At 64.4% G+C, this 12240-nt stretch carries 16 protein-coding genes; all 16 read left to right on the top strand.

Annotation, left to right across the window (positions count from 1 at the left end; all coding sequences use genetic code 11):
• The first annotated feature begins 9 nt into the window (after window positions 1-9).
• The 16 genes from M52SOB_RS02310 (at window position 10) to M52SOB_RS02235 (ending at window position 12228) form a co-directional block, all read left to right on the top strand.
• Window positions 10-1056 (top strand): AI-2E family transporter, encoded by a 1047-nt coding sequence (locus M52SOB_RS02310; RefSeq protein WP_131110391.1) that lies wholly within the window; start codon window positions 10-12, stop codon window positions 1054-1056.
• Complete coding sequence (gene ruvB, locus M52SOB_RS02305) at window positions 1053-2102, top strand: Holliday junction branch migration DNA helicase RuvB (protein WP_131110390.1); 1050 nt, start codon at window positions 1053-1055, stop codon at window positions 2100-2102. The genes M52SOB_RS02310 and ruvB overlap by 4 nt, the downstream gene beginning before the upstream one ends.
• 207 nt (window positions 2103-2309) lie before the next feature.
• Entirely contained in the window at window positions 2310-2717 is a 408-nt protein-coding gene (gene ybgC, locus M52SOB_RS02300; RefSeq protein ID WP_131110389.1) for a tol-pal system-associated acyl-CoA thioesterase, read from the top strand.
• Window positions 2714-3391 (top strand): protein TolQ, encoded by a 678-nt coding sequence (tolQ, locus tag M52SOB_RS02295; RefSeq protein WP_131110388.1) that lies wholly within the window; start codon window positions 2714-2716, stop codon window positions 3389-3391. The genes ybgC and tolQ overlap by 4 nt, the downstream gene beginning before the upstream one ends.
• Window positions 3391-3801: a protein TolR gene (gene tolR, locus M52SOB_RS02290; protein WP_131110387.1), complete on the top strand. Its 411-nt coding sequence runs from the start codon at window positions 3391-3393 to the stop codon at window positions 3799-3801. Before tolQ ends, tolR begins: the two co-directional genes overlap by 1 nt.
• Window positions 3798-4583 carry an energy transducer TonB gene (locus M52SOB_RS02285; protein ID WP_131110386.1) on the top strand — a complete coding sequence of 262 codons (786 nt, stop codon included), beginning with the start codon at window positions 3798-3800 and terminating at the stop codon, window positions 4581-4583. Before tolR ends, M52SOB_RS02285 begins: the two co-directional genes overlap by 4 nt.
• A gap of 31 nt (window positions 4584-4614) precedes the next feature.
• Window positions 4615-5892: a Tol-Pal system beta propeller repeat protein TolB gene (tolB, locus tag M52SOB_RS02280; RefSeq protein ID WP_131110385.1), complete on the top strand. Its 1278-nt coding sequence runs from the start codon at window positions 4615-4617 to the stop codon at window positions 5890-5892.
• Window positions 5893-5920: 28 nt separating this feature from the next.
• On the top strand, window positions 5921-6457 hold the full coding sequence (gene pal, locus M52SOB_RS02275) for a peptidoglycan-associated lipoprotein Pal (RefSeq protein ID WP_131110384.1): 537 nt from the start codon (window positions 5921-5923) through the stop codon (window positions 6455-6457).
• Between the two features lie 150 nt (window positions 6458-6607).
• Window positions 6608-7387, top strand: a complete 780-nt coding sequence (gene ybgF, locus M52SOB_RS02270; RefSeq protein WP_131110383.1) for a tol-pal system protein YbgF — start codon at window positions 6608-6610, stop codon at window positions 7385-7387.
• A complete protein-coding gene (gene queE, locus M52SOB_RS14015) occupies window positions 7384-8058 on the top strand; it encodes a 7-carboxy-7-deazaguanine synthase QueE (RefSeq protein ID WP_284155168.1) in 675 nt (224 codons plus the stop codon). The genes ybgF and queE overlap by 4 nt, the downstream gene beginning before the upstream one ends.
• Window positions 8048-8725, top strand: a complete 678-nt coding sequence (gene queC / locus M52SOB_RS02260) for a 7-cyano-7-deazaguanine synthase QueC (protein WP_284155167.1) — start codon at window positions 8048-8050, stop codon at window positions 8723-8725. The genes queE and queC overlap by 11 nt, the downstream gene beginning before the upstream one ends.
• Before the next feature lie 165 nt (window positions 8726-8890).
• The gene (locus tag M52SOB_RS02255) at window positions 8891-9991 is read left to right on the top strand and encodes a YeeE/YedE family protein (protein ID WP_284155166.1); all 1101 of its coding nucleotides are present in this window, start codon (window positions 8891-8893) and stop codon (window positions 9989-9991) included.
• A 31-nt stretch (window positions 9992-10022) separates the two neighbouring features.
• Entirely contained in the window at window positions 10023-10493 is a 471-nt protein-coding gene (gene soxY, locus M52SOB_RS02250; protein WP_131110380.1) for a thiosulfate oxidation carrier protein SoxY, read from the top strand.
• Between the two features lie 39 nt (window positions 10494-10532).
• The gene (gene soxZ, locus M52SOB_RS02245) at window positions 10533-10844 is read left to right on the top strand and encodes a thiosulfate oxidation carrier complex protein SoxZ (protein ID WP_131110376.1); all 312 of its coding nucleotides are present in this window, start codon (window positions 10533-10535) and stop codon (window positions 10842-10844) included.
• Between the two features lie 120 nt (window positions 10845-10964).
• Window positions 10965-11525, top strand: a complete 561-nt coding sequence (locus M52SOB_RS02240) for an RNA polymerase sigma factor (RefSeq protein WP_131110379.1) — start codon at window positions 10965-10967, stop codon at window positions 11523-11525.
• Between the two features lies 1 nt (window position 11526).
• Entirely contained in the window at window positions 11527-12228 is a 702-nt protein-coding gene (locus M52SOB_RS02235; RefSeq protein ID WP_131110378.1) for a DsrE family protein, read from the top strand.
• The last annotated feature ends 12 nt before the right edge of the window (window positions 12229-12240 follow it).

Genomic DNA, 12240 nt, shown 5'->3' with positions numbered 1-12240 from the left:
AATCGGTGCATGAATGAAACCACCCGCGCCCATGCCCGGATCGCGCTCGCCGCACTGATCATCGTCGGCACGGTCTGGGTGCTGGCGCCGTTTCTGGCTGCCCTGCTGTTCGCCGCGATCCTGTGTCTCACCACCTGGCCGATGTTCGCCTGGTTCGAATCCCGCCTCAAGGGCCGCAGCACGCTGGCCGCGCTCTTGGCCACGTTGGTGCTCGCCACTGCGGTGCTGTTGCCGATGTCCTATCTCGCCGCGACCATCGCCGATGCCGTCGCACAGCTGATCGGCATCCTGCGGCCGTGGTTCGAGGCCGGCGATTACGCGCCGCCGGGGTGGCTTGCCGGCCTGCCGCTGGTCGGTGAACCGTTCGATGCCTACTGGCGCAAGCTCGCCAGCAGCCACGCGGAACTGACCCAGCTCGGCAAGCAGCTCTTCGAGCCGACGCGCAAGGTTCTGACCGCTTCCGCGACGCTGATCGGTCAGGGCCTGCTGGAACTGACGCTGGTCGTCCTGATCGCCTTCTTCTTCTACCGCGACGGCCATCGGCTCGCCAGCCGTCTCGCACTCTTCGCGCGCAAGATCGGCGGCGACCTCGGCGACCGCATGCTGCTCCTGGCACGCACCACGATCATGGGCGTGATGGTCGGCATCGTCGGTACCGCCGTCGCCCAGGCGCTGGTGGCCTTGATCGGCTTTCTCATCGCCGGCGTGCCGGCGGCGTTGCTGTTGGCCGCGGCGACCTTTTTCCTGTCGATGATTCCGGTCGGTCCCCCCTTGATCTGGGGCGGCGCCGCCTGGTGGCTCTACAGCCAGGGTGAAACGGGTTGGGCGATTTTCATGGTCGTCTGGGGGCTGGCGGTGATCAGCAGCGTTGACAACTTCATCAAGCCGATCCTGATCAGCCGCACCGCCAGCCTGCCGATTCTGTTGGTCGCCCTGGGCGTCTTCGGCGGCGTGCTCGCCTTTGGCTTCGTCGGCATCTTCCTCGGCCCGGTGATCCTGGCCCTGGGGGTGATGCTTTTCGAGAGCTGGCTTTCCCAGCCGGCACAGGCGTCATGATCGAAACCGATCAGCTCCACCAGCGCCTGATCGCGCCTGCCAGCGCCTCGCCGCAGGAAGATGCCATCGAACGCGCGCTGCGACCGAAACGGCTGGCCGAATACGTCGGCCAGGCAAAGATCCGCGAGCAGCTGGACATCTTCATCGGCGCCGCGAAAAAGCGTGGCGAGGCGCTCGACCACGTGCTGCTGTTCGGCCCACCGGGCCTGGGCAAGACCACGCTCGCGCACATCATCGCGCATGAGCTGGGCGTCAATCTGCGCCAGACCTCCGGGCCGGTGCTGGAGCGCGCCGGCGACCTCGCTGCGATCTTGACCAACCTCGAACCGCACGACGTGCTGTTCATCGACGAGATCCACCGCCTCTCGCCGGTGGTCGAGGAAATCCTCTATCCGGCGCTGGAAGACTTCCAGATCGACATCATGATCGGCGAAGGGCCGGCGGCGCGCTCGGTGAAGCTCGATCTGCCGCCCTTCACGCTGGTCGGCGCCACCACGCGTGCCGGCATGTTGACCAACCCATTGCGCGATCGCTTCGGCATCGTCGCGCGGCTGGAGTTCTACAGCCCCGAGGAGCTCGCCCTGATCGTGCGCCGTTCGGCGCAGCTGCTGAACTGCACGATCGCCGCGGAAGGCGCGCTGGAGATCGCGCGCCGTTCGCGCGGCACGCCGCGCATCGCCAACCGGCTGCTGCGGCGCGTGCGCGACTTCGCGGAAGTGAAACACGACGGCGCGATCACGCGCGAGATCGCCGACGCGGCACTGACCATGCTCGACGTCGATCAGCTGGGCCTCGATGTGATGGACCGGAAGCTCTTGGCTGCGGTGCTGGAAAAATTCGGCGGCGGACCGGTCGGGGTCGATAACCTCGCCGCCGCGATCGGCGAGGCGCGCGACACGATCGAGGACGTGCTGGAGCCGTATCTGATCCAGCAGGGCTATCTGCAGCGCACGCCGCGTGGCCGCATGGCGACGGCGAGCATCTGGCGGCACTTCGGCCTGGTCGCGCCCGGCCAGCCCAATCACGAGTTATGGGACAAGGAATGATCCCAGATTGTCCATTGGAACGCGAGCGGGTATCGATGGCGAGGGCGAGCAGATTTGCGTCCCCGCGACGAGCCAATAACGGTGTCTATTGGCGAGGAGCGGGGGCGCGAAGATGCCGCCCGCAGTTTGAGACCCGCCGTGTAGGGCGATGAAATGATGGTTTCGCATGCTCATGACGCATCAGCCTGGTCTAATGGACAATCTGGGATGATTAGCCATCTGCCCGTGCGTGTCTATTACGAGGACACCGACGCCGGCGGCGTGGTGTATTACGCCAACTACCTCAAATATCTCGAACGCGGCCGCACCGAGTTCCTCCGTCAGCTTGGCTTCGAACAGCGCCTGCTTGCGCGAGAAACGGGCATCGCCTTCGCGGTCCGCTCCTTTTCTGCCGAGTATCTCAAACCGGCGCGGCTCGACGATGAACTCGTCGTCGCCACCGCGGTCGAAGCGCTGGGCCGCGCGCAAGTCACCTTCGCACAATCGATCCGGCGGGGCAAGGAGACGCTCCTCACCGCCAAGGTGCGCGTCGCCTGCCTGGACCTCGGCCGTGGGCGCGCCACCGCGCTGCCGGCACCGCTTTTCGAAAGCATCCGATCAACACAGACATCATGAACGTCACTCAGGATCTCGCCATCGTCGAATTGATCACCAACGCCAGCCTGATCGTCAAGCTGGTGATGGCGGTGCTCACCTATGTTTCCGTCATGTCCTGGTACTGGATCTTCCGCAAATGGTTTCAGCTGCGCGACGCGCGGCGCAAGACCGACCAATTCGAGCGCGACTTCTGGAGCGGCGGCGATCTGAACACGCTGTATCAGGAGGCGATCGGCGACCCGCAGCACAACGGCGCCATGGAACGCATCTTCGCCGCTGGCTTCCGCGAATTCACCAAGTTGCGCGGACAAAAGCTGCTCGACCCCGCCACCGCGATCGACGGCGTGCGCCGCGCGATGCGCGCCACCTACCAACGCGAAGTGGATGACCTCGAAGCGCATCTGGCCTTCCTCGCTTCGGCTGGCTCGGTATCGCCTTATGTCGGCCTGTTCGGCACGGTGTGGGGCATCATGCACTCGTTCCGCGGCCTTTCCAGCATGCAGACGGCGACACTCGCCGCCGTCGCTCCCGGCATCGCCGAGGCGCTGGTGGCCACCGCGATCGGTCTGTTCGCCGCGATTCCCGCCGTGGTGGCCTACAACCGTTTCGCGCATGACACCGACCGGCTCGCGGTGCGCTTCGAAAGCTTCATGGAAGAGTTTTCGAACATCCTGCAACGGCAGATGAAGTGATGCGACAAAGACGTCTCAAACACGAGATCAACGTCGTGCCCTACATCGACGTGATGCTGGTGCTGTTGATCATCTTCATGGTCACTGCGCCGATGATCCAGCCCGCCGCGATCGAGCTACCCTCCGTCGGCAAGGCGGCCGCGCCACCGGTCGAGCCGCTCGAAATCATCGTCAAGGCCGACGGCGCGATGGAGATGAGAGACCGCGCCCTGGGCGGGGCCACGGTCAGCGTCGGGCGGCTGGAACTGGCCGAGCGCATCCGGCAGGCGCAGGAAAAGAACCCCGATCAGCCGGTGCTGATCGCCGCCGACCGTAACACGAAATATGCGGCGGTGCTCGATGTGATGGATGAACTGCAACGCGCCCAGGTCGCCAAGATCGGCCTGCTCGTCCAGACCAGAGGCAAATGAACGACTTCCGCACCCAGCCTCGCAAGGTTCCCGGCAAGCGCATCGCCTTCGTCCTCGCGGTGCTGATCCATGTCGTGCTGATCCTGCTGATCGTCTATGGCATCCACTGGCAGACGAAAAAAACCGAAGTGGTCGCGGTCGATCTGGTGCGTGCCGTCCCACCAGCGCCGACTTCCGCGCCGGAGCCCAAACCCGCACCGCAGCCGGAGCCCGAACCGAAACCGCAACCCAAGCCGCAGTCAGAGCCCAAGCCTGTCGCCAAACCGGAACCGGTGAAGCCACCGCCCAAACCGGACATCGCCCAAAAAGAGAAACCCAAGCCGCCGCCGAAACCCGAGCCCAAGCCCGAACCGAAGGCAGAGCCGCCCAAGGATCCCTTCAAGGAACAGCTCGAGCGCGAGCTCATGGAAACCGAGAAGCGCAAGACCGCCGAAGCCGCCGCCCGGGAGGCGGCGAAGGAGCTCGCCGCGCTCAAGGCCCAGCAGGCAAGCGCCGCGCAGTCGAATGCGATGGCCGACTACATCGCGAAGATCCGCGGCAAGGTGCGCGGCAACATCGTGCTGCCGGCCGACGTGAAAGGCAATCCCGAGGCGATCTTCGAGGTCACCCAGTTGCCGAGCGGCGAAGTGCTCGACGTACGGCTGAAGAAATCCTCCGGCAATCCGGCCTGGGATGCCGCCACCGAGCGCGCGATCCGCAAGTCCAGCCCGTTGCCCACGCCGGCGCAAAAGGAACTGTTCAGCCGCACGCTGGAGCTGCGCTTTAGGCCTCTGGAAGAATGACCCTCTGCCCCGCGCGTATAATCGCAAGATCATGAAACCACTCATTTCCCGACTGGCCGCAGCTCTGCTGTTCGCCGGCGCCGCGATGCTGGCCCAGGCCCAGCTTTCCATCGAGATCACCGGCGCGGGCGCAAGCCGCCTGCCGATCGCGATCAGCGACTTTGCCGGCGAACGCGTCGTCGCCCAGGCATTGACCTCGGTGATCCGCGCCGACCTCGAAAGAAGCGGCCGCTTCAATCTCGTCAATACGGCCGGCAGCGTCTTGGACGAAAACACGCCGCCGAACTTCCCCGACTGGAAAAGCCGTGGCGCCGATGCGCTCGCCGCCGGCAGCCTCGTGAGCCTCCCCGATGGCCGGTATGAAACGCGCTTCCGCCTCTACGACATCCAGAAGCAGGCCGCGATCGACGGCCTGGCACTGACGCACACCACGAGCCAGATTCGCGCCACCGCGCACCGCATCGCCGACACGATCTACGAGAAACTCACCGGCGAACGCGGCATCTTCTCGACACGCATCGCCTACGTGGTGAAGAGCGCCGGCCGCTACGAGCTGCAGATCGCCGATGCCGATGGCAACAATCCTCAGCCCGCGCTGGCCTCCCGCGAGCCGATCATCTCGCCGGCCTGGTCGCCCGACGGCAGCAAGCTCGCCTACGTTTCCTTCGAGGCCAAGAAACCGGTCATCTACGTGCATGATCTCGCCACCGGCAAGCGTCACGTCGCCGCCAACTTCAAGGGCTCCAATTCGGCGCCCGCCTGGTCGCCGGATGGCAGGAAGCTCGCCGTCGTGCTGACCAAGGACGGCAATTCGCAGCTCTACCTCGTCAATGCCGACGGCAGCGGCGTCACGCGGCTGTCCTCCTCGTCGGGCATCGACACCGAGCCGCAGTTTTCGCCCGATGGCGAATTCATCTACTTCACCTCCGATCGCGGCGGCAGCCCGCAGATCTACCGCCAGCCGGTCGCCGGCGGTGCGGCCCAGCGCATCACCTTCGACGGCAGCTACAACGTCACGCCACGCCTATCGCCCGACGGCAAGACGCTCGCCTTCGTTACCCGCGATGGCGGCCGCTTCCGCGTCGCGGTGATGGATCTCGCCAGCCGCCAGGTGCAGGTGCTCACCGACACCGCGAAGGACGAATCGCCGAGCTTCGCCCCCAACGGCCGCATGATCCTGTTCGCCACCGAAGTCGGCGGGCGCGGCGTGCTTGCCGCGGTGTCGGTCGATGGCCGCGTCAAACAACGCCTCTCGGTGCAGGCCGCGGATGTCCGCGAGCCTGCCTGGGGCCCCTTCACCAACAAGTAAAGCTCTCACTTAAGTCAAGGAAACCGCCATGCGCATTTCAATGCTCGCCGCCTCTCTCGTCACCCTTGCCCTGCTCGCTGGCTGCGGTAGCCAGCCGCCCGCTCCCGAACAAGCCGCCGCCGGCGTCGAAAGCCGCACGCCTGGCCCCGTCTCTTCCACCTCGCCGGTCGACACGGCGAGCACCGATCCCTACTCGCTCGCCGCCTTGAAGGATCCGAAGAGCCCGCTCGCCAAGCGCAGCATCTACTTCGATTTCGACAGCTACGTCGTCAAGGACGAGTATCAGTCGCTGCTCAATCATCATGCCCAGTTCCTGATCAAGAACCCGCAGATGAAGATGCTGATCCAGGGCAATGCCGACGAGCGCGGCAGCCGCGAATACAACCTGGCGCTGGGACAAAAGCGCGCCGAAGCGGTGAAGAAGGCGCTGATGCTGCTCGGCGTCAAGGAGTCACAGCTCGAAGCCGTCAGCCTCGGCGAGGAAAAGCCGGTGTGCACCGAAGCCACCGAATCCTGCTGGGCGCAGAATCGCCGCGGTGACATGCTTTATTCCGGCGAGTTCTGAAATGAAACCTCTGCCTGACTGGCTGTGCGGGCGGTCTGCTGCGTTGCGCGGTGCTCGCTCCCTCGCCTACCTATCAGGTATGTCTCGGTCGCTGCGCTCCGTGCGCCTTGCATCCCATCCCGCTCGCGGCGTCAAACAGAGGTTTCTTGCATGAAAAAAACCGTTTTCCTGATTTGTTTGACACTGGCGCTGCCCTTGGGCGCCCGCGCCGGCATGTTCGATGACGACGAGGCGCGCCGCCAGATCCGCGAGCTGCGCGCCGAGACGACCCAGTCACTCGAAACCGTGCGCCAGCGCGTCGAGGCACTGGCGAAGAATCAGCTCGATTTCGCCAACCAGCTCGAGGCGCTGCGCGCCGACGTCGCGCGTTTGACCGGCCAGGTCGAGGTGCTGACCAATAGCCTTGAGGCCGCCCACAAGCGCCAGCAGGACTTCTACGTCGATCTCGACGCCCGTCTGCGCAAGCTCGAAAGCGCAGCCGCCGCCCCGGCAGTCGCGCCGCAGGACGGCGCGGCGCCAGCTCCCCAGAAGCCCGCCGATCCGCAGGCCGAGATGCGCGATTTCGAGACCGCGTTGAGCCTGTTCCGCGGCGGCAAGTACAAGGAAGCCCAAGCAGCCTTCGAAGGCTTCGTCGCCACCTATCCGAAATCCTCGCTGCTGCCGAACGCGACCTACTGGCTGGCTTCCAGCCTCTATCAGCAGCGCCAGTTCGACAAGGCCGCCGAACTCTACGGCAAGGTGCCCGCGAACTGGCCGAACGACCCGAAGGCGCCCGATGCGCTGCTGGCGCGCGCCAATGCCCAGGTCGAGGCGAAGGATGTCAAGGGCGCGATCCAGACGCTCGAAGCGCTGATCCAGAAATACCCGACCAGCCCGGCGGCCGACAACGGCCGCACCCGGCTCAAGACCCTCGCGCCGAAAAAACGGTGACCGCCGTCCCCACGCTGCGCGTCAGCGAGATCTTCCATTCCCTGCAGGGCGAATCGACACGCGTCGGCCTGCCCACCGTTTTCATCCGCCTGACGGGCTGTCCGCTGCGCTGTGTTTGGTGCGACACAGCCTATGCCTTCTCCGGTGGCGAGACGCTGTCATTGGCCGGGATCCTCGAACGCGTCGCCGCATTCGAATGCCCGACGGTCTGCGTCACGGGCGGCGAGCCGCTCGCGCAATCCGCCTGTCACTCCCTGCTCAACGCGCTGTGCGATGCCGGCTACTCGGTGTCATTGGAAACCTCGGGGGCGCTCGACATCTCCGCCGTCGATGCGCGCGTCTCCCGCATCGTCGACATCAAGGCGCCCGGCTCCGGCGAGGTCGACAAGAATCGCTGGGAAAATCTCGCTCACTTGCGGCCAAGCGACGAGGTGAAATTCGTGCTCGCCTCACGCGCCGATTACGACTGGGCAAAGGACGTCCTCGCGGGACGGCATGAAAAATCGGCGCTGGCAGGACGGCACCTCGCCGTCTGCCCGGTGCTGTTCTCGCCGGTGGCGGACCGTCTGCCGCCCGCACAGCTGGCCGAATGGATTCTCGCCGACCGTCTGCCGGTGCGCTTCCAGCTGCAATTGCACAAAGTGCTCTGGGGAGCCGAGCGTGGCCGCTAAACCTGCGGTGGTTTTGCTTTCCGGCGGCCTGGATTCCGCCACCTGCCTTGCGATCGCGCAAAGCGAGGGATACGCCTGTCATTGCCTGTCGGTCGATTACGGCCAACGTCACCATGCCGAACTGGCGGCCGCGGCGCGCGTCGCAGCGGCGCTGGGCGCCAGCGAACACCGCGTCGTGCATCTCGACATCGGCCAGTTTGGCGGCTCGGCGCTCACCGATCCATCGATCGCTGTGCCGACCGGGGGTGTCCAGCCGGGCATTCCCGTCACCTATGTGCCGGCGCGCAACACCATCATGCTGTCGCTCGCGCTCGGCTGGGCGGAAATCCTCGGCGCGCAGGACATCTTCGTCGGCGTGAATGCAGTCGATTATTCCGGCTATCCCGATTGCCGCCCGGCGTTCATCGAGGCGTTCGAGCGCTTGGCCAATCTCGCCACCAAGGCGGCCGTCGAAGGCCGGGCGCTGAAGATCCATGCGCCATTGATCGCTCTGTCCAAGGCCGAGATCATCCGCCGCGGCGTGGCGCTTGGTGTCGATTACGCGCTGACGGTCTCCTGCTATCAGGCGGATGAACAGGGCCGTGCCTGCGGCGTCTGCGATTCCTGCCGCCTGCGCCGCGCCGGCTTCGCGGCCGCAGGCGTACCCGATCCGACACGCTATCGCTAAAGTCGTTACAATCCGGCCCAAAAACCATCGGCTCCGCGTGTGCGGCTTCCGTAACACGCGGCAACGAGATGTGCGGCAGAGTCTGTGCAACGAATGGTGCTTCGCGTCCTTGCCTCATTCATTGCGCAACCTGTTGGCAGAAACAAGACTGGAGGAGATCGAAACGTGGAATTCACGATCCATCATCAGGTGCTGCTGATCGCTTTTGCCTTGGCAACGGTGCTGGGCATGTTGGCCAACAAAACCAACTTTTGCACCATGGGCGCCGTCTCCGATTGGGTCAACATGGGCGACACCGGTCGCCTGCGCGCCTGGCTGCTTGCCGGTGCCGTCGCGATGCTCGGCGTCGTCGTGCTCGAAGCGATGGGTAAACTGAATCTCGCCAGCGGCACCTTCCCGCCTTACCGCACGAGCCAGTTTGCCTGGCTACGTTACTTGCTGGGCGGCTTCATGTTCGGCATCGGTATGACGCTGGCTTCCGGCTGCGGCAACAAGACCGCGGTGCGTATCGGCGCGGGCAATCTCAAATCACTGGTCGTCATCGTCATTGCCGCATTGTGCGCCTATGCGATGCTGTGGACGAACTTCTACAACGACGTGTTCGGACGCTGGATTGCGCCAACCACGATCGACCTCGCGGCACGCGGCTTCCAGAGCCAGACGCTCGGCGAACTCACCGGCCTGGGCAATACCGTTGCCGGCCTGATCGTGGCCTTTGCCCTGATCGCCTTCGCTTTTGCCGCGCGCGATTTCCGCACCAACCGCGACAACGTTTTGGCGGGGATCGGCATCGGCCTGATCGTCATCGCCGGCTGGTATGTCACAGGGGGGCCGATGGGCGCCGAATGGAAAGAATGGGCCGACTTTGCCGAAAGCAAGCCGCTACGGGTCGAAACCCAATCGTTCACCTTCATCAGCCCGATGGGCGATGCCGCACGCTACCTGATGAACCCGGGTGACGTTTCATTGATCAATTTCGGCATCGTTGCACTGTTCGGTGTGATTTTCGGCTCCTTCCTCTGGGCGATGCTCTCGCGCGGCTTCCGCATCGAGTGGTTCGTTTCGGTGGGCGATTTTCTCAACCACGCGATCGGTGCGGTACTGATGGGCATCGGCGGGGTATTATCAATGGGCTGCACGATCGGTCAGGGTATCACCGGGGTCTCGACGTTGGCACTCGGCTCGATTCTGACGCTCGTGGCGATCATCGCAGGAGCGGCTGCGACGATGAAATTCCAATACTGGCGCATGATGCGCGAGATTTGATGTTTCAACTATCGACCAAGGAGACTCACAGATGGATCTGATTCGCAGGACGGTGCTGAAGGGGGCGGGGGCGACGGGCGTGCTCGCTGGCCTGCTGGCCAGCGGGATGCTCAAGCCGACGCTGGCCTATGCCAATGAATGGAACGCCGCCGCCTTCGGCGCCAAGGACCTCGACGTCGCCCTGAAAACCATCGGCGCCGACGGCGCCGCCACCAATCCCGCCCTCGTCATGAAGGCCCCCGACATCGCCGAAAACGGCGCCGTCGTCCCCGTCGATGTCGTCAGCAACATCCCCAACACCTCGTCGATCGCCATCCTGGTGAAGAAAAATCCCTTCCCGCTCGCCGCCCTCTTCGAGTTCTCGAATGGCGCCCTGGCCGACGTCTCGGTGCGCCTCAAGGTCGCCGAAACCAGCGCCATCATCGCCATCGCCAAGGCCGACGGCAAAACCTACACCGCCCAGAAAGAAGTCAAGGTCACCGTCGGCGGCTGCGGCGGTTGAGCACGGCTTCGCGTCTTCTTTCAGAAAAGGAATCCCACCATGGCTGATCCAATGAAAATCCGTGCCCAGATGAAGGGCGATGTCTGCGAAATCCGCGTCCTCATGTCCCACCCCATGGAAACCGGCCAGCGCAAGGACAACGACGGCAAAACCATCCCCGCCCATCACATCCAGCTCGTCTCCGTCGCCTTGAATGGCAAGCCCGTCGTCTCCGGCCAGCTCGCCGGCTCCGTCTCCCGCAACCCCGTCCTCGGCTTCAAGGTCAAGGGCGCCAAAGCCGGCGACAAAGTCACCGTCTCCTGGAAAGACAACAAAGGCGATTCCAGAACCGATGAGGCAACCGTGGCGTAAGCGTATGCCCGATCGATGACCCGCGGGGAGTTGCAAGGCTCCCCCATTTTTTTGGGCCGTGGAATAAACCGCCGCAATTCTCCGTCTTAACCAGCGAATCTCTTTTCGAGGAATGAGCCAGTGAGTCTGTTCCCCTTCATCGGCCGCTCGCGTCAATTCGAGGCCAAGCTCGAAGCCAGTCGTTGCCGTTTGTGGCGCCTGGCGCATTCCTGGTGCCGCAACCGTGCGCTGGCCGATGATCTGGTGCAGGAAACGCTCGCCAAGGCGCTTTCCCGCCACGCCCAGCTGCGCGATCAGGAGGCGGTGCATGCCTGGCTGTGCAGCATCCTGGCAAACTGCTGGCACGATCACCTGCGTGCAGGAAAAGAAACCCTCGACATCGACACCCTCGAAGAACGCGAGCTGCCCTCTGTCGACTGCCCCGAAGAGGATTGTCTGAAAAACGAAGTCGTCCGCCGCGTGCGGGCAGCCGTCGGGAATCTGCCCCCCGGGCAGCGCGAAGTGATCACCCTCGTCGATCTCGAAGAGTTTTCCTATGCCGAGGTGGCAACGATCCTGCAAATCCCGATCGGCACCGTGATGAGTCGTCTGTCGCGCGCCCGCGCCAGTCTGCGCGAAGCCCTGCGCGAGCCGCAAGCGACACGGACGACAACCGCCGTTGTGCATCGATTGAGAGGCTAGGATGGACATCTCCGACGAAATCCTCGGCGCCTACATCGACAACGAGCTCGACGCCACCGAACGCGCGGCGATCCAGGAACGGATCGCCATCGATAGTGCGCTGCGCGCGCGCGCCTGCGAGCTGTGGCAGCTCAAGCAGATGGTGCGCGGCGCCTATCCACTGCCCCGTCGCAAGGACGAAAAGGCAGGGCAAGGCGGCAAAATGGAGCCGGGAGGCTGGCCGCATGCGCTGGCGGCGTCGCTGTTCGTCGCGGTCGGCGTCGTTTCCGGTTGGTTTGCCAATGACCGTTTCGACGCCGAGCGGCAATTCGACCGCCAGATCGAAGCGATTCGTGCCGAAGGCGGCCGAGTCGTGCTGCACCTGTTTTCCGACGAACCGGCGCGCATGGAAGCGGCGCTACGCATGGCCGAGCAGCTTGCTTCGGCTCGGGACATCCAAGGCCGCCCATTCCGTGTCGAGTTCCTCGCCAACGGGCCGGGGCTGCATCTGTTGCGGCAAGGTGGTTCGCCCTATGCTGATCGCATCGAGGCGCTGCGCCGCCAGCATGCAAACCTGCGCCTGGTCGCCTGTCGCGAGGCGATCGCGCGCATGCAGGAGCGTGGCCTCGAAGTGAATCTGCTGCCCGGCGTCGAGGAAGCGGTATCCGCCGAAAGCGAATTGTCTGCCCGCCTGACCCAGGGTTGGCGTTACGTGCAATCTTGATTTCAAACCACA

This window comes from Sulfuricystis thermophila (assembly GCF_004323595.1).
Taxonomy (GTDB): domain Bacteria; phylum Pseudomonadota; class Gammaproteobacteria; order Burkholderiales; family Rhodocyclaceae; genus Sulfuricystis; species Sulfuricystis thermophila.
This window is presented reverse-complemented; position numbering and strand designations above follow the sequence as displayed.